The 21062-nt window shown below is 63.7% G+C and carries 20 protein-coding genes; 14 read left to right on the forward strand and 6 right to left on the reverse strand.

Translation table 11 applies throughout. The features are described from left to right. Nucleotides 1-43 precede the first annotated feature (43 nt). The 3 genes from PCLY_RS21680 to queF all read left to right on the forward strand — a co-directional run bounded on the left by PCLY_RS21680 (nt 44) and on the right by queF (nt 5154). A complete protein-coding gene (locus PCLY_RS21680) occupies nt 44-1066 on the forward strand; it encodes an efflux RND transporter periplasmic adaptor subunit (protein ID WP_061242196.1) in 1023 nt (340 codons plus the stop codon). Beyond that, nucleotides 1063-4131, forward strand: coding sequence for an efflux RND transporter permease subunit (locus PCLY_RS21685; RefSeq protein WP_061242197.1), 3069 nt, complete (start codon nt 1063-1065; stop codon nt 4129-4131). Before PCLY_RS21680 ends, PCLY_RS21685 begins: the two co-directional genes overlap by 4 nt. A gap of 192 nt (nt 4132-4323) precedes the next feature. Further along, a complete protein-coding gene (gene queF / locus PCLY_RS21690; RefSeq protein WP_061242199.1) occupies nt 4324-5154 on the forward strand; it encodes an NADPH-dependent 7-cyano-7-deazaguanine reductase QueF in 831 nt (276 codons plus the stop codon). A gap of 53 nt (nt 5155-5207) precedes the next feature. On the opposite strand, the gene PCLY_RS21695 is transcribed toward queF, so the two are convergent. The 3 genes from PCLY_RS21695 to PCLY_RS21705 form a co-directional block, all read right to left on the reverse strand. Continuing rightward, on the reverse strand, nt 5208-5474 hold the full coding sequence (locus PCLY_RS21695; RefSeq protein ID WP_061242201.1) for a DUF4404 family protein: 267 nt from the start codon (nt 5472-5474) through the stop codon (nt 5208-5210). Between the two features lie 118 nt (nt 5475-5592). Next, complete coding sequence (locus PCLY_RS21700; protein ID WP_061242202.1) at nt 5593-6309, reverse strand: phosphatase; 717 nt, start codon at nt 6307-6309, stop codon at nt 5593-5595. Nucleotides 6310-6371: 62 nt separating this feature from the next. Further along, nucleotides 6372-6782 (reverse strand): acyl-CoA thioesterase, encoded by a 411-nt coding sequence (locus PCLY_RS21705; RefSeq protein ID WP_061242204.1) that lies wholly within the window; start codon nt 6780-6782, stop codon nt 6372-6374. Between the two features lie 104 nt (nt 6783-6886). On the opposite strand from PCLY_RS21705, the gene PCLY_RS21710 reads away from it, so the two are divergent. Next, nucleotides 6887-7591 (forward strand): MlaA family lipoprotein, encoded by a 705-nt coding sequence (locus PCLY_RS21710; RefSeq protein WP_061242206.1) that lies wholly within the window; start codon nt 6887-6889, stop codon nt 7589-7591. Between the two features lie 57 nt (nt 7592-7648). Here PCLY_RS21710 and PCLY_RS21715 read toward each other — a convergent pair whose 3' ends face one another. Continuing rightward, nucleotides 7649-7948: a PilZ domain-containing protein gene (locus PCLY_RS21715; RefSeq protein ID WP_061242208.1), complete on the reverse strand. Its 300-nt coding sequence runs from the start codon at nt 7946-7948 to the stop codon at nt 7649-7651. Between the two features lie 214 nt (nt 7949-8162). Between PCLY_RS21715 and rssB the strand changes: the two genes are divergently transcribed. Together rssB and rssC are read left to right on the forward strand one after the other, a co-directional pair. Next, on the forward strand, nt 8163-9347 hold the full coding sequence (rssB, locus tag PCLY_RS21720) for a two-component system response regulator RssB (RefSeq protein WP_061242211.1): 1185 nt from the start codon (nt 8163-8165) through the stop codon (nt 9345-9347). A gap of 8 nt (nt 9348-9355) precedes the next feature. Further along, entirely contained in the window at nt 9356-9838 is a 483-nt protein-coding gene (gene rssC, locus PCLY_RS21725) for an anti-sigma factor antagonist RssC (protein ID WP_061242543.1), read from the forward strand. 90 nt (nt 9839-9928) lie between these two features. On the opposite strand, the gene tal is transcribed toward rssC, so the two are convergent. Further along, complete coding sequence (tal, locus tag PCLY_RS21730) at nt 9929-10855, reverse strand: transaldolase (RefSeq protein WP_061242213.1); 927 nt, start codon at nt 10853-10855, stop codon at nt 9929-9931. A gap of 195 nt (nt 10856-11050) precedes the next feature. Here tal and PCLY_RS21735 point away from each other — a divergent pair, with 195 nt between their 5' ends. After that, nucleotides 11051-11377, forward strand: coding sequence for a transcriptional repressor (locus PCLY_RS21735; protein WP_061242215.1), 327 nt, complete (start codon nt 11051-11053; stop codon nt 11375-11377). On the opposite strand, the gene dusA is transcribed toward PCLY_RS21735, so the two are convergent. Beyond that, on the reverse strand, nt 11347-12285 hold the full coding sequence (gene dusA, locus PCLY_RS21740) for a tRNA dihydrouridine(20/20a) synthase DusA (protein WP_061242545.1): 939 nt from the start codon (nt 12283-12285) through the stop codon (nt 11347-11349). The two genes, PCLY_RS21735 and dusA, sit on opposite strands and share 31 nt — an antisense overlap. A 303-nt stretch (nt 12286-12588) precedes the next feature. Between dusA and PCLY_RS21745 the strand changes: the two genes are divergently transcribed. The 7 genes from PCLY_RS21745 (at nt 12589) to PCLY_RS21775 (ending at nt 21062) form a co-directional block, all read left to right on the forward strand. Then, complete coding sequence (locus PCLY_RS21745; protein WP_061242217.1) at nt 12589-13515, forward strand: LysR substrate-binding domain-containing protein; 927 nt, start codon at nt 12589-12591, stop codon at nt 13513-13515. Between the two features lie 415 nt (nt 13516-13930). Continuing rightward, the gene (locus PCLY_RS21750; RefSeq protein ID WP_061242218.1) at nt 13931-15121 is read left to right on the forward strand and encodes an aromatic ring-hydroxylating oxygenase subunit alpha; all 1191 of its coding nucleotides are present in this window, start codon (nt 13931-13933) and stop codon (nt 15119-15121) included. A 10-nt stretch (nt 15122-15131) separates the two neighbouring features. Beyond that, nucleotides 15132-16577 (forward strand): aldehyde dehydrogenase family protein, encoded by a 1446-nt coding sequence (locus tag PCLY_RS21755; protein WP_061242220.1) that lies wholly within the window; start codon nt 15132-15134, stop codon nt 16575-16577. A 5-nt stretch (nt 16578-16582) separates the two neighbouring features. Further along, on the forward strand, nt 16583-17989 hold the full coding sequence (locus PCLY_RS21760; protein WP_061242222.1) for an FAD-dependent oxidoreductase: 1407 nt from the start codon (nt 16583-16585) through the stop codon (nt 17987-17989). 10 nt (nt 17990-17999) lie between these two features. Beyond that, complete coding sequence (locus tag PCLY_RS21765; RefSeq protein WP_061242224.1) at nt 18000-19328, forward strand: NAD(P)/FAD-dependent oxidoreductase; 1329 nt, start codon at nt 18000-18002, stop codon at nt 19326-19328. Beyond that, nucleotides 19325-19696, forward strand: coding sequence for an ethanolamine utilization protein EutQ (locus PCLY_RS21770; RefSeq protein ID WP_061242226.1), 372 nt, complete (start codon nt 19325-19327; stop codon nt 19694-19696). Before PCLY_RS21765 ends, PCLY_RS21770 begins: the two co-directional genes overlap by 4 nt. A gap of 82 nt (nt 19697-19778) precedes the next feature. After that, on the forward strand, nt 19779-21062 hold the full coding sequence (locus PCLY_RS21775; RefSeq protein ID WP_231740197.1) for an MFS transporter: 1284 nt from the start codon (nt 19779-19781) through the stop codon (nt 21060-21062).

The raw sequence follows: 21062 nt of genomic DNA on the forward strand, positions 1-21062 counted from the left end.
CAGCCGGTTAGACTCCGCCTCTACCGAGAAAAAGGGGCTGATCATGACCGTGCTGTTACGTGCTCTTCCATGGTTGTTGCTGGGTGCATTCGCGCCGCCTGCCAGTGCAGCCGAAGGGCCGATGGTCGAGGTCGTGGCGGTACGCCAGATGGAGGTGCGCGACGAGCTGATCACCTTCGGTTCGTTGCGTTCCGACGAGTCGGTGATGATCCGCCCGGAAGTGGAAGGACGCCTGGCGACTCTGCATTTTCGCGAAGGCCAGGCAGTGACCGCGGGCGATCTGCTGGTCAGTCTCGATGATGCGATCGCTCGCGCCGAGTTCGCCCAGGCTCGGGCCAACCTCGATCTGGCCGAGAAGAACCACCAGCGTGCGCAGATGCTGTTCCAGCGCGGCGCCAGTAACGCCCAGGCGCTGGATGAAGCGCAGAGCCAGCTGCAGGCCGCACGCGCCAGTCAGGCCCTGGCCCAGGCCCGGCTCGACAAGACCCAGATCAAGGCGCCTCATGACGGCACGCTCGGCCTGCGCCAGGCCAGCGTCGGTGACTACCTCAGCGCCGGCCAGAACATCGTCAACCTGGAAGTGCTCGACCCGCTGAAGGTCGACTTCCGCATCCCGCAGAAGGCCGTGGCTCAGGTGCGCCTCGGCCAGACCGTGGAAATCACCCTCGATACCTACCCGGATGAACGCTTTCGTGGCGAAATCTTCGCCATCAATCCGCGCCTCGATGAAGCCGGGCGTAGCCAGGCGATCCGCGCGCACATCGGCAATGCCGACCGCCGCCTGCGCCCGGGCCAGTTCGTCCGCGTTTCGGTGATTCTCGAAGAACGCCCCAATGCACTGGTGATCCCCGAAGAGGCGGTGATGCCCCAGGGTGACAAGCTGCTGGTCAATCTGGTGGCAGACGGCAAGGTCGAGCGCCGTGAGGTGCTTCTGGGCAAGCGCTTCGAGGGGCTGGTGGAAGTACGTGAAGGGCTGCAAGGCGACGAAACCATCATCAGCGCCGGTTGGCAGCGGGTGCGTGAGGGGCTGGCGGTGCGCACCAAGAGTGGGGAGCGCCAGCCGTGACGCTGTCGGATATCTGCATTCGCAGGCCGGTATTCGCCACCGTTCTGTCGCTGATCGTGGTGCTGCTGGGGCTGATGGCTTACGACCGTCTTAACGTGCGCGAGTACCCCAATATCGATGTGCCCATCGTCACCGTGCAGGTCACCTATCCCGGTGCCAGCCCGGAGATCATGGAGTCGCAGGTGGCGCAGCCGGTGGAGGACGTGCTGTCCGGCATCGAAGGGCTGGATTTCGTCACCTCCATCAGTCGCGCGGAAAACACCCAGATCACCGCGCAGTTTCGCCTCGGGCGCAGCGCCGATGAAGCGGCCAACGATGTGCGTGACCGCCTGGGGCGGGTCCGCAGCCTGCTGCCGGACGAGGTCGACGAGCCCATCGTGCAGAAGGTCGAGGCCGATGCCCAGCCGGTGGTGTGGATCGCCTTCCACAGCCAGCAGCACAGCGCCATGGAGATTACCGACCTGCTGGAGCGGGTGATCAAGGATCGTCTGCAGACCATTCCCGGTGTGTCCGAAGTGCAGGTGCGGGGTGCGCGTACCTTTTCGATGCGCATCTGGCTCGACCCCGAGAAGCTTGCCGCGCACAACCTCACCGTGCAGGACGTGGAGGACGCCCTGCGCCGGCAGAACGTGGAAATTCCGGCGGGCCGCATCGAGTCGCGCGAGCGCGAGTTCAGCGTGCTCTCGGAAACCGATCTGCGTACGCCGGAGCAGTTCAACGAGCTGATTCTCGACGATTCGCAAGGCTATCTGTTGCGCCTGTCCGATGTCGGCCGCGCCGAAGTGGGGCCGCGCGACGAGCGCAGCGTAGTGCGTTTCAATGGTCTGCCAGCGGTGACCCTGGGTCTGGTCAAGCAGGCCACAGCCAACCCGCTGGATATTTCCGACGGGCTCCAGGCCGCCTGGCCTGACGTCAAGGCGCTGTTACCCGACGGCATGAAGATAACCGTGGCCAACGACAACTCGCAGTTCATTCGCGAGTCCATCGACAACGTCTTCACCACCATCTGGGAGGCGGTGGCGCTGGTCATCCTGATCATCTTCATCTTCCTGCGTTCGCTGCGTGCCACGCTGATCCCGCTGGTGACCATTCCGGTGTCGCTGATCGGTGCCTTCGCCCTGATGTCGCTGATGGGCTTTTCCATCAACACCCTGACGCTGCTGGCCATGGTGCTGGCCATCGGCCTGGTGGTGGACGACGCCATCGTCATGCTGGAGAACATTCACCGCCATATCGAGGCGGGGATGAAGCCCATGCAGGCAGCCTTCACGGGCAGCCGCGAGATCGCCTTCGCGGTGATCGCCATGACCCTGACCCTGGCCGCGGTATTCGCGCCCATCGGCTTCATGCAGGGCACCACCGGCAAGCTGTTCACCGAGTTCGCCTGGACCCTGGCCGGCTCGGTGCTGGTGTCCGGCTTCGTCGCCCTGACGCTGACGCCGATGATGTGTGCGGTGATGCTCAAGCCACATCAGCACGGGCAGCGTCATGGCCGCGTGTACAACCTGATCGAAGGCTTCCTCAATGGCCTGACCTACAGCTACAAGCACAGCCTGGAGCGTGCCCTGCGCGCCTGGCCGCTGGTGCTCGGCGTGCTGCTGGGTGCTTTCGTGCTCTGTGCCTGGCTGTTCGGCGGCCTGCGTTCCGAGCTGGCGCCGACCGAGGACACCGGCACCATCGTCGGTGTGTTCAATGGCCCGGATGGCGCCACCATCGACTACACCGCGCGTTATGCCCGCGAAGTGGAGGCGGCCTATGCCAGCATCCCCGAGACCAACCGCTATTTGGTGGTGGCCGGTTTCCCGACCGTGGCCCAGGGCATCTCCTTCATGAAGCTGGAGGATTGGGCCGAGCGAAGCCGTAGCCAGTTCGAGATCCGCAACCAATTGCTGCCCAAGCTGCAGGACATCGCCGGCATGCGCGTCACCCCGGTCAACCGTCCGCCACTGGGGCAGAGTGCGCGCAACCAGCCGATCAACTTCGTCATCCGCTCCTCGATGGAATATGCCGAGCTACAGGGGTATGTCGACCAGTTGATGGAACGCATGCGCGATTATCCGGGGCTGGAAGGGCTCGACAGCGACCTCAAGCTCAACTCGCCGCAGCTCAAGATCGCCGTCAACCGCGAGCAGGCCGTGGCGGTCGGTACCGACGTGTCGCTGATCGGCCGCAGCCTGGAAAGCCTGTTCGGCAGCCGTCAGGTGACGCGCTTCAAGCAGAACGGCGAGCAGTACGACGTGCTGGTGCAATTGGCGGACATCGACCGCAGCAATCCGCAGGATCTGGATCGCGTCTACGTGCGTGACCGCGACGGTGGCATGGTGCAGCTGTCCAACCTGATCGAGGTGCGCGAGACGGTGGCGCCGCGCGAGCTCAACCACTTCAACCAGTTGCGCGCGGTGACCATCAGCGCCAACGTCGGCACCGGTTACACCCTGGGCGAAGCACTCAATCATCTGGAAGGCGCCGCCCGCGAGGTGTTTCCGCCCGAGACGCAGTATGACTACACCGGTACTTCGCGCGATTTCAAGGAATCCAGCTCGGGCATCGCGCTGATCTTCGCCCTGGCGCTGGCGTTCATCTTCCTGGTGCTGGCGGCACAGTTCGAGAGCTTCAGCGATCCGCTGATCATCCTGTTCAGCGTGCCGCTGTCGATGGCCGGAGCCTTGCTGGCGCTGAAGCTGTTCGGCGGCACCTGGAACATCTACTCGCAGATCGGCCTGGTGACCCTGATCGGCCTGATCACCAAGCACGGCATTCTCATCGTCGAGTTCGCCAACCAGTTGCTGCGTGAGGGCAGGGCGCTGCGCGAGGCGGTGATCGAAGCATCGGTACAGCGTCTGCGGCCGATCCTGATGACCACGGGTGCCATGGTGCTGGGTTCGCTGCCGCTGGCCATTGCCACGGGCGCCGGCGCCGAAAGCCGCCAGCAGATCGGTCTGGTGATCGTCGGCGGGCTGCTGGTCGGTACCTTCTTCACGCTCTACGTGATTCCGACCCTGTACCTGCTGCTGCGCCGTTGGGCGCCGCTGCGTGGGATCGGGGACGAGCCAGTGGCGGTATGACTCCTGTAGGAGGCGCTTTAGCGGCGAGCTTTTGAGACAGTCGCGGCTACGACTGCAGGAGGTAGAGCGAAGCAGGATGCCCGAGCCGCAAGCCCCTCCCACGGATTGCCGTTCAGCGTTCGGTCGGCGGGTGCGGCGGGGCGGTCAACCCGTTAAACTCGCCCGGTTTTTCGCCACCCTGGATTGCGCACCATGCAGCACCCCGCCGAACATTCCCCGCTGGGCAAGTCCAGCCAGTACATCGCCGAATACAGCCCCGAGCTGCTGTTCCCCATCTCGCGTACCACCAAATGGGCGGAGCTGGGTCTCGATGGCGCCAGCCTGCCGTATCAGGGCGTGGACTACTGGAATTGCTACGAGCTGTCCTGGCTGCTGCCGTCCGGCAAACCGGTGGTGGCCATCGCTGAGTTCGCCATCCCGGCCGACTCGCCCAACATCATCGAGTCGAAGTCCTTCAAGCTGTATCTCAACTCGCTGAATCAATCGGCTTTCGCCACCTGGGACGAGGTGCAGGCGACCCTGGCGCGTGATCTCTCGGCGGTAGCCGGCAAACCGGTGGCGGTGCGTCTGCGCTCGCTGAGCGAGGTGTCGGCAGAGGGGGTGGCGAGATTGCTGGGGCAGTGCATCGACGAGCTGGACATCCGCGTCAGCCAATACGATCACCCGCAGCCCGAACTGCTGCGCTGCGATGCCGGCCGTGTGGTTGAGGAGAGCCTGCACAGCCACCTGCTCAAGTCCAATTGCCCGGTCACTGGCCAGCCGGACTGGGGCAGCCTGGTCGTGCAGTACCGTGGCGCAGCGCTGGATCACGCCAGCCTGCTGGCCTATCTGGTGAGTTTCCGCCAGCACGCCGACTTCCACGAGCAGTGCGTCGAGCGCATCTTCCTCGATCTGCAGCGCCTGCTGCAGCCGCAGTCCTTGACCGTCTATGCGCGTTACGTGCGGCGCGGCGGGCTGGACATCAATCCCTATCGCAGCACCGAGGCGCTGGCCCCGGAAAACGCCCGCCTGGCGCGTCAGTAGTCCATGAAAAATGCCGCCCGATGGCGGCATTTTCTTGAGTCGCTGCAGGGCGTTCAGATGCCCATGTTGGCCAGGCTTTGCATGATGTTGCGCAGGGTGCCGGCGAGGGTGGGGTGGCTGGCCTCGAAGCGCTCCACCGCCAGATTGACGCCATCGACCAGCGTGGCGTCTGGCGCTGACGCGGCTTCGCGCGCCAGTTGCACCTCGATTTCCTGGGTCAGCAGGTAAAGCGATGCGCGTTCTTCCTCGGTCAGCGGCGTGTCCTGAGCCAGGTGTTGCTGGAGCGCTTCCAGTTGCTGCTGCAGATCGCTTGCTGGCATAGAGTTCTCTCCTTGTCGAATCGGCATAGACATGGACCTCCAGCACTGCCGGAAGTTTTCAGCCCGTACCTGAAGGTTAATCCAAGCGCGCGGGCTTTGCCTGATCCGAATCAAGGGCTCAGGGCTTTTCCCCCTTGCTGCGGCGCAGGCCAATATCTTCCAGGCTGGCTTCGATCTCGCCCAGATGATCGACCACCGAATGCACGCCCAGGCGGTAGAGCTGCAACGTGGCTTCGGCGCGCAGGCGTTCCTGATCGCTTGTGCCGAGCGCCTGCCAATCAGCTGGCGCATGACCGCACAGCGGCCCGCAGGCAGCCAGGCCTATGGTCCAGCAGCCGGCATTGAGCCCGGCTTGCAGCAGCAAGGGGTTGCCGCTGACGACAATACAACCCTCCAGGCGCTCGACGCCTATCTGGCTCAATGCCTGCCAGCAGCTGTCGGGTGCAGGCCAGGGTCTGGTCGGACGCGCCAGCACGGCTTCGACAGGCACTGGCAGCGCCTCGGCCAGGCGCAGGCTGGCGTCGGCTGGCAGGTCGTCGAGCCAGGCGCAAGGTGTGCCTTGGGCGTGCAGGGTTTGCAGCAGCTGTGCGGCGCCGGGGGTCAGCTCGGCATGCTCGCTGGCCACTTCGCTGAGTGCCTGCTGCAAGGCCTGCTGTTGCGCTGTGGTTGCCGCCTGGCCCAGCCAGGTATCCAGTGCCTGCAGGACTGTACCTGCCACAGCAGGGTTGGCGCAGCTGGGATGGAGTCGCTGCAGCGCGACGGGCAGGGTACGGGCACCGAAGTCGACCAGGCAGCCGGACAGTTGAAAGATCAGGGCGGTGCAGGGGGAGGGCATGGGATCATCCGTGGCATTGGCCCTGATCAATCTAGCGCCCGCGGATGACCGAAAGATGACCGTCAGGTTACGCCGAAGAGCGCCCGCACGTGCTCGGGCAGGGCCACGGAATTACCTTTGGCATGATCGATCCACACCAGCTTGCAATAACCCTCGCCGTAGACCGTCTGCGGCTCTTCCACGGTCATCAGCCGGTGTTCTATCACCAGGCTGCTGCGTCCGACCGCGCCGGCGCGCAACTCGACCACTACGGTGGCAGGGTGCACCACCGGCTTGAGATAGGTGTGCTGGGTCTGCAGCACCACCGGGCCGAATGGCACGTTGCTCATCGCCACGCCGGCCAGTTCGAACCAGGCGACACGCGCCTCTTCCAGGTACTGCATGTAGATGATGTTGTTGACGTGCCCGTAGCTGTCCATGTCGCCCCAGCGTACGGGGATGTGTGCGGTGTGCAGCAAGGTTTCGTCGGTCATCGCTTTTCTTCGCTATGCTGCCCAATAAGGGCTCCTGGCTTTATACTACGCGGCCTGCGGCCCATTGGCGGTGGCCACATTATTCCCTCAAGGAGAGATTTCAAATGCATGTGATCGGTGCTCGCTGGATCGCGCGCCTGGGCGGCCTGATGGCCCTCGTTGGCTTGAGCCTGCTGCCTGCAATGAGTCAGGCCGCTTCGGAAGAAGACCCTTGGGAAGGTTTCAATCGCCCGATCTTCCGCTTCAACGATACCGTCGACACCTATGCGCTGAAGCCGATCGCGCAGGGCTACCGGGCAGTCACGCCGCAGTTTCTCGAAGATGGCGTGCACAACGTTTTCGGCAATATCGGCGACGTTGGCAACCTGGCCAACAACCTGCTGCAGGGCAAGCTGCACAACGCCGGTGTCGATACCGGCCGCCTGATCTTCAACACCACCTTCGGCCTGCTGGGCTTCTTCGACGTGGCCAAGCACATGGGCCTGCGCAAGAACGACGAAGATTTCGGCCAGACCCTCGGCGTCTGGGGGCTCGACAGCGGGCCTTACCTGGTCATTCCGTTCCTCGGCCCGAGCAGCGTACGCGATGCCACCGGTCGCGTGCCGGACAGCTTCCTGACCCCCTATCCGTACATCGATCATGTACCGACCCGCAATGTCACCCGTGGCGTGCAGGTGGTCGACACGCGCGCCAACCTGCTGCAGGCAGAACGCCTGGTCAGCGGTGACAAGTACATCTTTATCCGCAACGCCTACCTGCAGAGCCGCGAGTTCAAGGTCAAGGACGGGCAGGTCGAAGACGACTTCTAAGCCCGCACAGATGCGAAAAAGGCGGCCCTTGGGCCGCCTTTTTCGTAAATACAGATTTCAGCTCATGGAGATGATGGCCAGCCCCAGCGACTGGCGACCATCGCCCATGTCACTGATCCGAACCACCTCGGCATGAGCATCGAGACCTGCCAGTTCGTTGTGCTCCGAGGGAATGTGCACCTTGACCTTGTCGCCCATGCTCAGCGCGACCTCAGCCTCTATTTGCATGCCGGTACTGGAAAGATCCAGGCACAGTGCGGGGATTTCCCGGCCAGCATGATGGAGGACGACTGCTGCTTCCAGTCGCATGCGGATGTAGTCGCGTTTCTCGCTGTACGCTCGATCATTCTGACTCATGGACCCTGTCCTCTTCTTATGAGCTCTCCCGTGGCTCTTATAACTCCCGCCGATTTGACCTGTAAAGCCGCCGAACGACGACCGGTCCCGGCTTGAATCGGCCGGCAGATGGGAGTACCGTCTGCCCCTTGAAATCGCCCTGGCGCCACTGATGCGGCGCCGCGCTACGGGCAGTGACCAAAAATTGCCCTGGCGCAGTTTGCCTGGATACCCCATGCACAAAACCAGTGCCACTCTGCTGATCATTGACGACGACGATGTCGTACGTGCAAGCCTCGCGGCCTACCTCGAGGACAGCGGCTTCAAGGTGTTGCAGGCCAACAACGGTTTGCAGGGGCTGGAAGTGTTCCAGCAGGAAGGCCCCGACCTGATGATCTGCGACCTGCGCATGCCGCAGGTCGATGGTCTTGAATTGATCCGTCGTATCAATGCGTTGGGCGTCGAAGTGCCGGTAATCGTCGTTTCCGGCGCTGGCGTGATGAACGACGCCGTCGAAGCCCTGCGTCTGGGCGCTGCCGACTACCTGATCAAACCCCTCGAAGACCTTGCCGTGCTGGAGCACTCGGTGCGCCGTGCCCTGGATCGTTCGCGCCTGCGGGTCGAGAACCAGCGTTATCGCGAGAAACTGGAGGCAGCCAACCGCGAGCTGCAGGCCAGTCTGCACCTTTTGCAGGAAGACCAGAACGCGGGGCGCCAGGTGCAGATGAACATGCTGCCGGTGACGCCCTGGCAGGCCGATGGCCTCAACTTCGCGCACCAGATCATCCCTTCGCTGTACCTGTCGGGTGACTTCGTCGACTACTTCCGTATCGACGAGCGCCGTATCGGCTTTTACCTGGCCGACGTTTCCGGCCACGGGGCATCCTCGGCATTCGTCACCGTACTGCTCAAGTTCATGACCACACGACTGCTTTACGAGTGGCGTCGTGGCGGTACCCTGCCGGAGTTCAAGCCTTCCGATGTGCTCGGCCATATCAACCGTGGGCTGATCAACTGCAAGCTGGGTAAGCACGTGACCATGCTCGGCGGTGTGATCGACGAGGAGAGTGGCATGCTCACCTACAGCATTGGCGGGCATCTGCCTCTGCCGGTGTTGTTCGAGAATGGCCAGGCGCGCTACCTGGAAGGACGCGGCCTGCCGGTCGGCCTGTTCCAGGAGGCCGAATACGGTGACCTGGTGATGAAGCTGCCGGAGTCTTTCAGCCTGACCCTGCTGTCCGACGGTATTCTCGATCTGTTGCCGGGTGACACGCTGAAAGAGAAGGAATTGGCGCTGCCACAACTGGTTAGCCAGGCCGGCGGTACGCTCGGTGGTTTGCGTCAAGTTCTCGGTCTGGCCAATCTTGGCGAGATGCCGGATGATATCGCCTTGCTGGTGTTGAGCAGGAACCTTGCATGAATCCTGGGATAAGCCCCGGTCGCATCCAATTCGCCGAGCAGGATGGAACATTCGTCCTCAAGTTTGTCGGTGAAGTCCGTCTGACGCTGTGTTCAGCACTGGATGCCACGATTGAAAAGATTTTCACCGCGTTGAATTTTTCGGCGATCGTCATCGATCTGACCGAAACGCGCAGTATCGATAGCACCACCCTTGGTCTGCTGGCGAAATTGTCCATTTTGTCGCGGCAAAAGGTTGGTCTGTTGCCGACCGTTGTCACTACTCACGACGACATCACCCGTTTGCTGGAGTCCATGGGTTTCGATCAGGTGTTCAACATCGTCGACCGGCCGATTCCTTGTCCGGACTGTCTGGATGACCTGCCTTCGCAGGATCAGTCCGAAGAAGTGGTGAAGGCCAAGGTGCTCGAAGCGCACCGTATTCTGATGGGGCTCAACGACTCCAATCGCGAGGCCTTTCACGATTTGGTCAACGCACTCGAGCGGCACTGATCTCCCGCTTTCTGCAGGGTGCGCCCTGCCCGGGTATTGATCTCGCCGTATAGAAAAGGGGCGTCAGCTTGGCTGGCACCCCTTTTTCGTTCAGGCCTTGGCGGCCAGCAACGCTTCGAGTTTTTCCTGATCGCGGGCGAACAGGCGAATGCCTTCGGCCAGTTTCTCGGTGGCCATGGCATCCTCGTTCAGGGCCCAGCGGAAGGCCGCTTCATCCAGGCTCTGGCGAGGCTCACCGGTTGCGCCAGGCGCGAGCTGGCGACTCAGCTGACCATCGTCCTCGGCCAGTTTCTGCAGCAGTTCCGGGCTGATGGTCAGGCGATCACAGCCCGCCAGTGCTTCGATCTGGCCAAGGTTGCGGAAGCTGGCGCCCATCACCACGGTGTCGTAGCCGTTGGCCTTGTAGTAGTCGTAGATGCGCGCGACCGACTGCACGCCCGGATCTTCACTACCCGCGAAGTCACGGCCTTCGGCCTTCTTGTACCAGTCGTAGATGCGCCCCACGAACGGCGAAATGAGGAACACGCCGGCATCGGCACAGGCCTGCGCCTGGGCGAAGGCGAACAGCAGGGTCAGGTTGGTCTGCACGCCGGCTCTTTCCAGCTGTTCGGCGGCGCGGATGCCTTCCCAGGTGGAGGCGATCTTGATCAGTACGCGTTCGCGGCCGATACCGGCTTTTTCGTAAAGGCCGATCAGGCGCTCGGCGCGGCGCAGGGTCGCCTCGGTGTCGAACGACAGGCGCGCGTCGACCTCGGTGGAAATGCGCCCGGGAATGACCTTGAGGATTTCCTGGCCGACGGCAACCGCGAATTGGTCGCAGGCCATGCCCAGGTCACCCTTGCCAGCGGCGACTGCCTGATTCAGCAGATCCGCATAACGGGGCAGGGCAGCAGCCTTGAGCAGCAGCGAGGGGTTGGTGGTGGCATCCACCGGTTGCAGGCGAGCGATGGCGTCGAGGTCACCGGTGTCGGCGACTACGGTAGTGAACTGCTTGAGTTGTTCCAGCTTGGAGGTCATGACGAGGCCTTGTCGTTGCAGATGGCATGACCTTACCCGAGGCGCCTTACAGGCTCAACGGTCTGGCCACTGACAAAATTTACCTTCTTGGTATGCGCTTTTGGCCGGCTCGTTCGTCTTTATCCATGACAGTGCGTCAGAACGTACCGAAGTCGGTGGAGTCCGATTTCAAACGAGCCAGCAGGGAGCCCGAATATGTCGACCCAAACCCCGTCTTCTCGTTCAGTCCCTGGCGAGCCGGATACTCGTCAGTGCCGCGAGTGGCTGCAGGCAGTTGGCCTGCGCTTCAGCATGCCCAGACTCAAGGTGGTGGAGGCGCTGTGCCGTGCGGATGAAGAGCAGGGCGTCTCCGTCCGGGAGTTGCACCAGCAATTGAGTGAGGCGGGTGAGCCGCTGTCGCTGGTCAGCGTGCGTCAGGTGCTGCACCGCCTGGCAGGAAACGGGCTGGTGCAGGCGACAGGGCGCAGCCGCTATCGCCTGGCAACGCCGGATCAGTGCCCGCGCAGCAGTTCGGCGGCCTGATCCAGCAGCGCCAGCGGATCCTTCACCTTGTGGATGTCCACCGACAGCAGTTGGCGGAAACGCCGCGCACCGGGGAAGCCCTGAGCCAGGCCAAGCACGTGGCGGCTGATGTGGTGCAGGGTGCCACCGTCGCGCAGATGCTGCTCGACGTAGGGCTTGAGTGCGAGCAGGGCATCCATGCGGGTGATGCCTGCGTCTTCGGCGCCGAACAGGCGGCTATCCACCTGCGCCAGCAGATAGGGGTTGTGATAGGCCTCGCGGCCTAGCATTACACCGTCGAAGGTCTGCAGGTGCTGCTCGCATTCCTCCAAGGTCTTGATGCCGCCGTTGAGGATGATCTCCAGATCTGGAAAATCCTGCTTGAGCTGGGCGGCGATGTCGTAACGCAGCGGTGGAATCTCGCGGTTTTCCTTCGGCGACAAGCCTTCGAGGATGGCGACACGCGCGTGCACGGTGAAGCTGCGGCAGCCGGCATCGCGCACCTGGCCGACGAAATCGCACAGCTCGGCATAGCTGTCACGACCGTTGATGCCGATGCGGTGCTTGACCGTCACCGGGATGCTCGCGGCGTCCTGCATGGCCTTCACGCAGTCGGCCACCAGCGCTGGATGGCCCATCAGGCAGGCGCCGATCATGTTGTTCTGCACCCGGTCGCTGGGGCAGCCGACGTTCAGGTTCACTTCGTCATAGCTCTGTGCTTCGGCCATCTTTGCGCAGGTCGCCAGGTCCTGCGGGTTGCTGCCACCGAGTTGCAGGGCGATGGGGTGTTCGCACTCGCTGTAACGCAGGAATCGCTCACGGTCGCCGTGGATCAGCGCGCCGGTGGTGACCATCTCGGTATAGAGCAGGGCATGGCGCGACAACTGGCGCAGGAAGTAGCGGCAGTGACGGTCCGTCCAATCCATCATCGGTGCCACGGAGAAGCGGCGGGACAGGGTGGGCGGCGTGGTTACGGCGTTTTCTAGAGGCATTTGGGATGACGCGTTCTGACGTGTTGACGGGGTTTTCAGGCAAAAAACTCTGGCGCGGCGCTGTTCTACTGGTATCCGTCGCGCAGTGGCGCAACTGCTGGCCGCGGCGTGCAAGTCTACCAGAGCTGTGACTTTTCTCTCGCGGCGCGTATCGGTTTAACGCTACAAGCTGCATGCTTTAGGTCGAGCCGTTCTCCAGACAGCGGCCAAATAACAACAACGCCTGCGTGAATTGCCTGCATGAAGATTCAACCTCTGCCTCCACTGAACAGCCTGGTGGCGTTCGAGTCGGCCGCGCGAAACCTGAGTTTCACCCTCGCGGCCAAGGAACTGAACGTCACCCAGGGTGCGATCAGCCGACAGGTGCGCCTGCTCGAGGACTACCTCGGCAAGACCCTGTTCGAGCGCACCACCCGCGAGATCAATCTCAGCCCGACCGGTAGCCACTACTACGACACGGTGCGCGAGTCCTTGCTGCAACTGGCCCACGCCACCGGCGAGATCCGCCACTGGCGCGGCGCGCAGCAGGTCACGGTGGTGACCAGTACCGCCATGGCCTCGCTCTGGCTGTTGCCGCGGGTCGCCGAGTTCCAGCGTGACAACGAAGAAGTGGACCTGCGCATCATCGCCTACGACCACGTCAAGGATTTCTCCCGTCTGGACTGCGACCTGGCGTTGTACTACTGCCGCACGCCGCCTAAGAACATGCAGGTGACGCCGCTGTTCGCCGAAGAAGTGTTCCCTGTGTGCAGCCCTGGCTACCTGGCCAAGCACCCGGATTTCTGCGAGCCGACGCAGTTGGCCACCGGCACCTGGCTGTGGCTGGAAGACCCGCAACGCGACTGGATCAGCTGGCCGGAGTGGTTCCAGCGCCTGGGTTACAAGGCGCGTGAGCCAAGGCATCGGATCAATATCAACAGCTATTCGATGCTGATCCAGTCGGCGCTGAGCGGGCAGGGCATCGCGCTGGCCTGGTCGAACCTGGTCGACAACTACCTGCAGACCGGCGCACTGGTGCGGCCCATCGATGTCGCGCTGCATACCGATGCGCAGTTCTGCCTGCTTGAACCGCTTGGCCGCAGCAGCCGGCAGAGCGTGCAGCGCTTTCGCAACTGGTTGATGGAGCAGGTCGCCAACGCGCCCGATGATGAGGCGCAGAGCGGCTGAGACGAGGCTGGCGCAGGCTTGTGGCCTGCGCCAGCTCGTGCATTGCCTGCAGTGCAGGCGCTCAGTGAGGAGGGCGGTTCTGCCGCTGGTGGCGTAGAACCGCTGCGCAGCAGGCAGCGTTTGCCGGCTTGGCGAATGCCTGCGGAGCGTTGCGCAGTGGCGGCAAGATGGCACCGGCGACGACGCCGGACAAACCATTTCTGATCATGAGTCGATGAGCTCGTGACATGCATGAAGCCCCGTTTTTTCTGGGCTAACTCACCTGTCTCTATCGATATTTATGATTTTTAATCATAAATATCTGCGCAAAAAATCGTTTGTCGAACAATCCCCTGCTTTTCGACACTGGTGACCAACGAGCAGCGCCCAAGCGCCTGCCGATCACCACCACCGTGCCTTGCAGGGGATAACAACAATGACTCAAGCCACTTCTCAGCAAATCCCAGTGCGTCAGCTGGAAACCATACTTGCGCCGATCCACCAAGCTACCGGCCTGTCCAACGCGTTCTACACCGATCAGAAGCTGTTCGAGCTCGAGCGCGACGAGGTCATGGGCAAAACCTGGGCCTGCGTCGGCTTCGCCAGCGACCTGAGCCAGAACGGCTCGGTCAAACCGGTCGACTTCATGGGCCTGCCGCTGCTGCTGATGCGCAACCGTGAAGGCCTGGTGCAGGTATTCCACAACGTCTGCAGCCACCGTGGCATGAAGCTGGTAGAAGAAGCCGGCACCGTGCAGGGCGTGATTCGCTGCCCCTACCACTCCTGGACCTACGACCTCAACGGCGGCCTCAAGGGCACGCCGCATGTCGGTGGTATCGACAAGCACAAGGACGAGCGCTTCGCCTGCGAAAAGCATGGCCTCAAGGCCATCCGCAGCGCCATCTGGATGGACATGGTGTTCGTCAACCTGTCCGGCGATGCGCAGCCGCTGGAGGAGATGCTGGCGCCGCTGACCGCGCGCTGGAGCCAGTTCCTTGGTGACGACGGCATGGGCCTGATGCGCCGCCGCGCCAACATGGACTCGACCACGCTCGACATCGCCTGCAACTGGAAGCTGGCCGTGGAGAACTACTGCGAGGCGTACCACCTGCCGTGGGTGCACCCGAGCCTGAACACCTACTCGCGCCTCGAGGATCACTACAACATCCTCTTCGACGAGCAGTTCGCCGGCCAGGGCAGCTACGCCTACAACCTCTCCGATGTTGCCGGCACCCACCTGCCGCAGTTCCCCAGCTGGCCGCAGGACCGTCTGCGCAACGCCGAGTACGTGGCTTTCTTCCCCAACGTGCTGCTGGGCATCCAGGCCGACCATGCCTTCGCCATGCAGCTGGAACCGGTCGCACCGGGCCGTACCATCGAGCACCTGCGCCTGTTCTATGTTGGTGACGAGGCGCTGAGCGACGAGTACGCCGCCTGCCGCAACGCCATTCTGGAATCGTGGAAGGTGGTCTTCGCCGAAGACATCGCCTCGGTCGAAGGCATGCAGAAGGGCCGTCACTCGCCGGGCTACGGCGGCGGCGCGTTCTCCCCGGAAATGGACATCCCGACGCACTACTTCCACCAGTGGGCCGCACGCAAGTTGCTGGCCCTTGCGCAGAACGCCTGAGGAGGTCGTCATGTATCCGATTGCCTCTCACTGGCTCAATTACATCGACGGTGCCTGGGTCGACAGCGCCCAGCACCTGGGCGTGAACAACCCTGGTACTGCCGAGCCCCTGGCGACCATCGCCCAGGCTACCGTCGAGGACGCCGAGCGTGCGTTGCTGGCGGCGCGTCGCTGCGCCGACAGCGGTGAATTGACCCGCGCTCGCCCGGCGCAGCGGGTCAGCTTGTTGCTGCGCATCGCCGAGGAAATCCGCGCGGTGGCGGATGAGGGCGCCTCGGTGCTGTGCCAGGAGAATGGCAAGAGCCTGAGTGACGCCCGCGACGAGTTCATCGAAGCCGCGCGCTACTTCGAGTACTACGCCGGCATGGCGGACAAGATCGAGGGCACCTCGATCCCGCTGGGTAACGGCTACATGGATTTCACCGTCTACGACCCCATGGGCGTGTCGGCGCAGATCGTGCCGTGGAATTTCCCGGTGTCCATCTGTGCGCGCTCCCTGGCGCCGGCACTGGCTGCTGGCAACGCGGTGGTGATCAAGTCGCCGGAGCTGTCGCCGCTGGGCATGTGCGTGCTGGTGCGCGCCATCGTCAAGGCCGGTTTGCCGCAAGGCGCGATCAACCTGATCTGCGGCCGTGGCCGTGAGGTTGGGGCGCACCTGGTAAGCAGCGCCAAGGTCGACCAGATCGTCTTCACCGGCTCGGTGCCTACCGGTCAGTCGATTCTGCGTGATGCAGCGGCCAACGCCATTCCCAGCGTCATGGAACTGGGCGGCAAGTCGGCCGCCATCGCCTTCGCCGACGTCGACCGCAAGCAACTGCTGGCCAGCGTCAAGAACGGCATCTTCTTCAATGCCGGGCAGGTTTGCTCGGCCATGTCGCGCCTGCTGGTGCAGCGCGAGATCTACGAAGACATCGTCCAGGCGGTGGTCGAGCTGGCCGAAGGGCTCAGCGTCGGTCTCGGCCAGGACAACCCGGACCTCACCCCGGTGGTCAGTGCAGCTCAACTCGCTGGAATCGAAACCCTGTGTCGGCGCGCAGTCGATGAAGGTGCAGTACTGGCCACCGGTGGCGAGGCTCATAGCGAACTGGCCGGGCACTTCATGCGCCCGACGGTGTTCCGCGACGTGCGGGCGGACATGTGCATCGCCCAGGAAGAGGTGTTCGGCCCGGTACTGGCCATCATCCCCTTCGACAGCGAGGAAGAGGCCATCGCGATTGCCAATGGCACCGATTTCGGTCTGGTCGCCGGCGTCTTCACCCAGGACATCAGTCGTGCCATGCGCTGCGTGCGACGTCTGCGCGCTGGTCAGGTGTTCGTCAACGAATGGTATGCCGGCGGCATCGAAACGCCGTTCGGCGGCGTCGGCCTGTCCGGCTTCGGCCGCGAGAAGGGCCAGGAAGCGCTGTACAGCTACGTACGCACCAAGAACGTCGCCATTCGCGTGGCGGGGGAGTGAACGAGATGTTCAAGACCTGGCTCTGTGTGGTTTGCGGCCTCATCTATGACGAGGCCCTGGGCTGGCCGGACGACGGCATTGTCGCCGGCACCCGCTGGGAAGACGTACCGGCGGACTGGAAGTGTCCGGAGTGCAAAGTCGGCAAGGAAGATTTCGAGATGCTCGACATCAGCCCGCTAGTCGCCGCTGCGGCAGCGCCGCTCAGCACGCCGCTGCCGGTGCCGCCGCAACCGCTGCTGGCCGTGGCGACCGACGTGCGTCAGCCCATCGTCATCATCGGCAGCGGTTATGCCGGTTATGGCCTGGCCCAGGCCCTGCGCCGCGCCGATGCCGAGGTGGAAATCCGCGTGCTGACTCAGGAATCTGGTCACCTGTATTCCAAGCCGGCGCTGTCCATCGGTCTGGCGCAGGGCAAGAGCGCCGACGCGTTGGCCGGCGAGTCTGCGCTGGCCATCGAGAAGCGCCTGAAGATTCGCGTCTACCCGCATTGCACGGTGCAACACATCGACACCACCGCGCGGCGCCTGCACACCAATATCGGTGAGATGGAATACGGTCAACTGGTACTGGCCAGCGGCGCCGCGCCGATTCGGTTGCCCATCGAAGGGGCCAGCGATGCGCTGATCAGCGTCAACAACCTGCATGACTACCGCAGCTTCCGCGAGCGCCTGGTTGGCGTGCGGCGTGTGGCGATTCTCGGCGATGGCCTGATCGGCTGTGAATTCGCCAACGACCTGGCGGCCAGCGGTTTTCAGGTCAGCGTCATCGGCCTCGGCAAGTGGCCGATGGAGCGCCTGCTGCCGGCTGAAGCCGGGCAGCACCTGCAAGACGCGTTGGCGGCGCTGGGCGTCAGTTGGCATCTGCAGAACACCGTGCGCCGCGTCGATGCGCTGGAGCAGGGTTACCGCCTGACCCTGGCCAATGGCGACAGCCTGGAGGCCGATCTGGTGCTCTCGGCTGTCGGCCTGCAGCCCAATCTGGGCCTGGCCAAAGGCGCTGGGCTGGCCGTGGGCCGTGGGATACAGGTCGATGCTCAGTTGCAGAGCTCACAGCCGGGCATCTACGCCCTGGGCGATTGCATCGAGGTCGGCGGGCAGCTGCTGCCATATCTGGCCCCAATCAATCAGGGCATCGCCGCGCTGAGCAAGACCTTGCTCGGCCAGCCGACGGCGGTGAGCTATCCGCTGATGCCTGTGACGGTGAAAACCCCGGCCGCGCCGCTGTGCCTGCTGGCGCCGGCGCCAGGCACCACCGGAGAGTGGCGCTGCACAACGAACGACGATGGCCTGAGCGCGGGTTTCTACGATGCCCAGGGGCTGGCCTGCGGCTTCGTCCTGCTCGGACGACAGGCGCAGACCCAACGCAACAGCTGGCTGCAAAGCTGCCAGAACGCACAACGATCAGTGGCCTGAGGGCACGCGCATGAGCAAGCAAATCAATCTGCCCCATGATGACAGCAGTTGCGGCTGGTACGCCGCGCTGGGGCAACAGCCCGCGTGCAAACGCCTGCTGGGTGAGCAACGCGCCGATTACGCGGTGATCGGCGCCGGTTTCGCCGGCTTGGCCGCTGCACGCCGCCTCGGCGAACTGCTGCCGGACAAACGCATCATCCTGGTCGATGCTCAGCGTGTCGGCCAGGGCGCTTCCGGGCGTAACTCCGGTTTCGTCATCGACCTGCCGCACAAGTTCGCCCTGGAGCATCCCGACCCGGCGCACAAGCAGCGCCTGCTGTCGCTCAATCGCGCCGCCATCGCCCAGCTACAGGGGTTGATCGAACGCCACGGGATCGACTGTCAGTGGTCCCACGCCGGCAAGTATCAGGGCGCCGTGGGCCAGCGTGGCCTGGCGTATCTGCAGCATTTCGAAACGTTGCTGACGAACCTCGGCGAACCCTTTCGCCTGGTCGAACGCGACGAGCTGGCGCAGGTGCTGGGCAATACCTATTACAGCCGCGCAATCTTCACCCCGGGTTGCTACTTGATGCAGCCCGTGGCGTTGGTCACCGGGCTGGCGCGTTCGCTGCCGGACAACGTCGAGCTGCTGGAAGAGTCGCCCATCACCGGTCTGCAACGCGACGGGCAGGGCGACTGGCTGCTGCAGGGTAGCCAGGGCACGATTCGTACCGAGCAACTGCTGCTCGGCACCAGCATCTTCACCCAGGAGTTCGGTTACCTGCGCAACCGCCTGCTGCCGGTGATGACCTTCGCCAGCTGGACGCGTCCGCTAAGCGATGCCGAGTTGGCGGCCTTCGGTGGTCAGCTCGACTGGGGCCTGACCCCGGCCGATCACGCCGGCACCACGGTACGTATGACCCAGGATCGTCGCCTGATCATCCGTAACACCTACAAGCACGTGCCGAAGTACGGCAAGAGCACCAGCGACGCCATGCGCGAGTCGGTGCGCGACGACCATCGCAAGGCCTTCCTGGCGCGCTTCCCGCAACTGGCCGATGTGCCGTTCAGTCACACCTGGGGCGGTGTTTACGCGATCTCGCGCAACTTCACCAACTTCTTCGGCGAGCTGGAGTCGGGCGTGTTCGCCTCGGCCTGCGACAACGGCGTCGGCGCGGCCTGGGGCACCATCTCCGGCACGCTGCTGGCGGAAATGTCGGTCGGTAGCGACTCGGCGCAGTTGCGCGATATCCAGGCCGTCACCGGCATGCCGTCGCTCAATCCGCCGGAGCCGTTCCTCGGCCTGGGCGTACGCTCGCGCATTCGCCTGGCGGCCTGGAACAGTCGGAGCGAGCTATGACTCAGGTCGTTTCCGGGAAAGGTCCGGTGCTGTTGGTCGATCACCATGATCTGGAGTTCATCCCCCGTGGCGGCCCGCCCGGTGCTGCTTTCGTGGCGCGGGCGATCAGCAACGAGATCTCGCCGAACATCGGCATCGGTTTCGCCCGCTGGGAGGGCGCCGAGGTGGCCTGGACCCTGCTGTATGACGAGGTGATCTTCGTCATCGAGGGCTGCTTCGAGCTCAAGGCCAACGGCGAGTTGTATCTCGTCAAGCCGGGGCAACTGCTGTGGATTCCCGAAGGCACCGAGCTGGTCTACGGCGGGCATGCGCTGTTCGGTTACGTGGTCCATCCGGGTGACTGGAAGCAACGGCATGGTCTGGCCTAGCAGCGAGAGGGTTGACGATGGTCCAGCTTTGCTGCGCGCCCGGCTCAGGCGTGGTGGTTCTCCGTGAAAAAGGGGTGAGCAATTGCTCGGACTGACCCAGGCGTTCGCTGCACTGTATCTGGCCAGCCTGTTGATGCAGCTCGGCTCGACCCTGCTGATGACCTACCTGGCGCTGCGTCTGACTGCCGGTGGCGTCGCCGAATTCTGGGGCGGCGCGCTGATGGCGGCCAATGCCCTGGGCATGGTGGTCGGCGGCAAGGTCGGCCAGGTGCTGATTGGTCGTGTCGGTCATATCCGCACCTACGTGGCCTGCTCCGGGATCATCTGCGCGGCGGTGCTGACGCATGCCTTCAGCGAGGCGTTGCCGCTCTGGCTATTGCTGCGTTTTGTCGTCGGCATGGCGATGATGTGCCAACTGATGGTGGTGGAGAGCTGGCTCAACGACTGCGCGCAGAGCGATCAGCGCGGCAAGGTGTTGGGCATCTACATGGTCGCGGCCTATGTCGGCATGATGCTCGGTCAACTGGCGCTGAGCATCGACGGCAACCTTGGCCTGCATGCGCTGCTCGGCGTGGTCATCGCCTTCGCCCTGAGCCAGGTGCCGGTGGCGCTGACCCGCAGTACCCATCCCGCCATCCTGAGCGCCGAGCCGGTCGACCTGCGTCTGTTTCTGCAGCGCGTGCCGCAGTCGCTGATCACCGTGCTGATATCGGGGATGATCAACGGCAGCTTCTATGGGCTGTCGTCGATCTACGCCAGTAGGCAGGGCCTGAGCACGGTCGAGGTGGGGCAGTTCATGGCGCTGGCGATCGCTGCTGGTCTGCTCGCGCAACTGCCGCTCGGCTGGCTGTCGGATCACCTGCCACGCACCAGCCTGATTCGTGGTGTGGCGGCGCTGCTGATCCTGGCTTGCCTGCCGCTGGCGTTTTATCAGGGGGCGTCGTTCGGTGTGCTGCTGTTGTTCAGCGCCTGCATCGGTTTTCTGCAGTTCTGCCTGTACCCGCTGGGTGTGGCCCTGGCCAACGACAACATGGAGCCGCGCCTGCGCGTTTCGCTGGCGGGCTTGCTGCTCGCCACCTTCGGTGTGGGGGCCTGTATCGGCCCGCTGCTGGCTGGCGCGCTGATGGAGCACTGCGGCTCCGCAAGCCTCTATTACTTCTTCGCCGCCTGCTCCGGTCTGCTGGTGCTGGCGGTGAGCCAGAAACGAGTGACTGGCGAATTTCTCCAGGCGGATGCGCCGCTGCAACACCAGGCCACGCCGGTTGGCCTGGCCTGCGCCACGCTGGCCGCGGCCGTGGAGCCCGCGCAGAGCGGTGAGGCCTCGCAAGCCGAGGCGCCATTGAGCGTCATTGAGCCGCCCGCGTGA

Origin of the sequence: Ectopseudomonas composti (genome assembly GCF_001567565.1) — a bacterium.
GTDB classification, from domain to species: Bacteria; Pseudomonadota; Gammaproteobacteria; order Pseudomonadales; family Pseudomonadaceae; genus Aquipseudomonas; species Aquipseudomonas composti_A.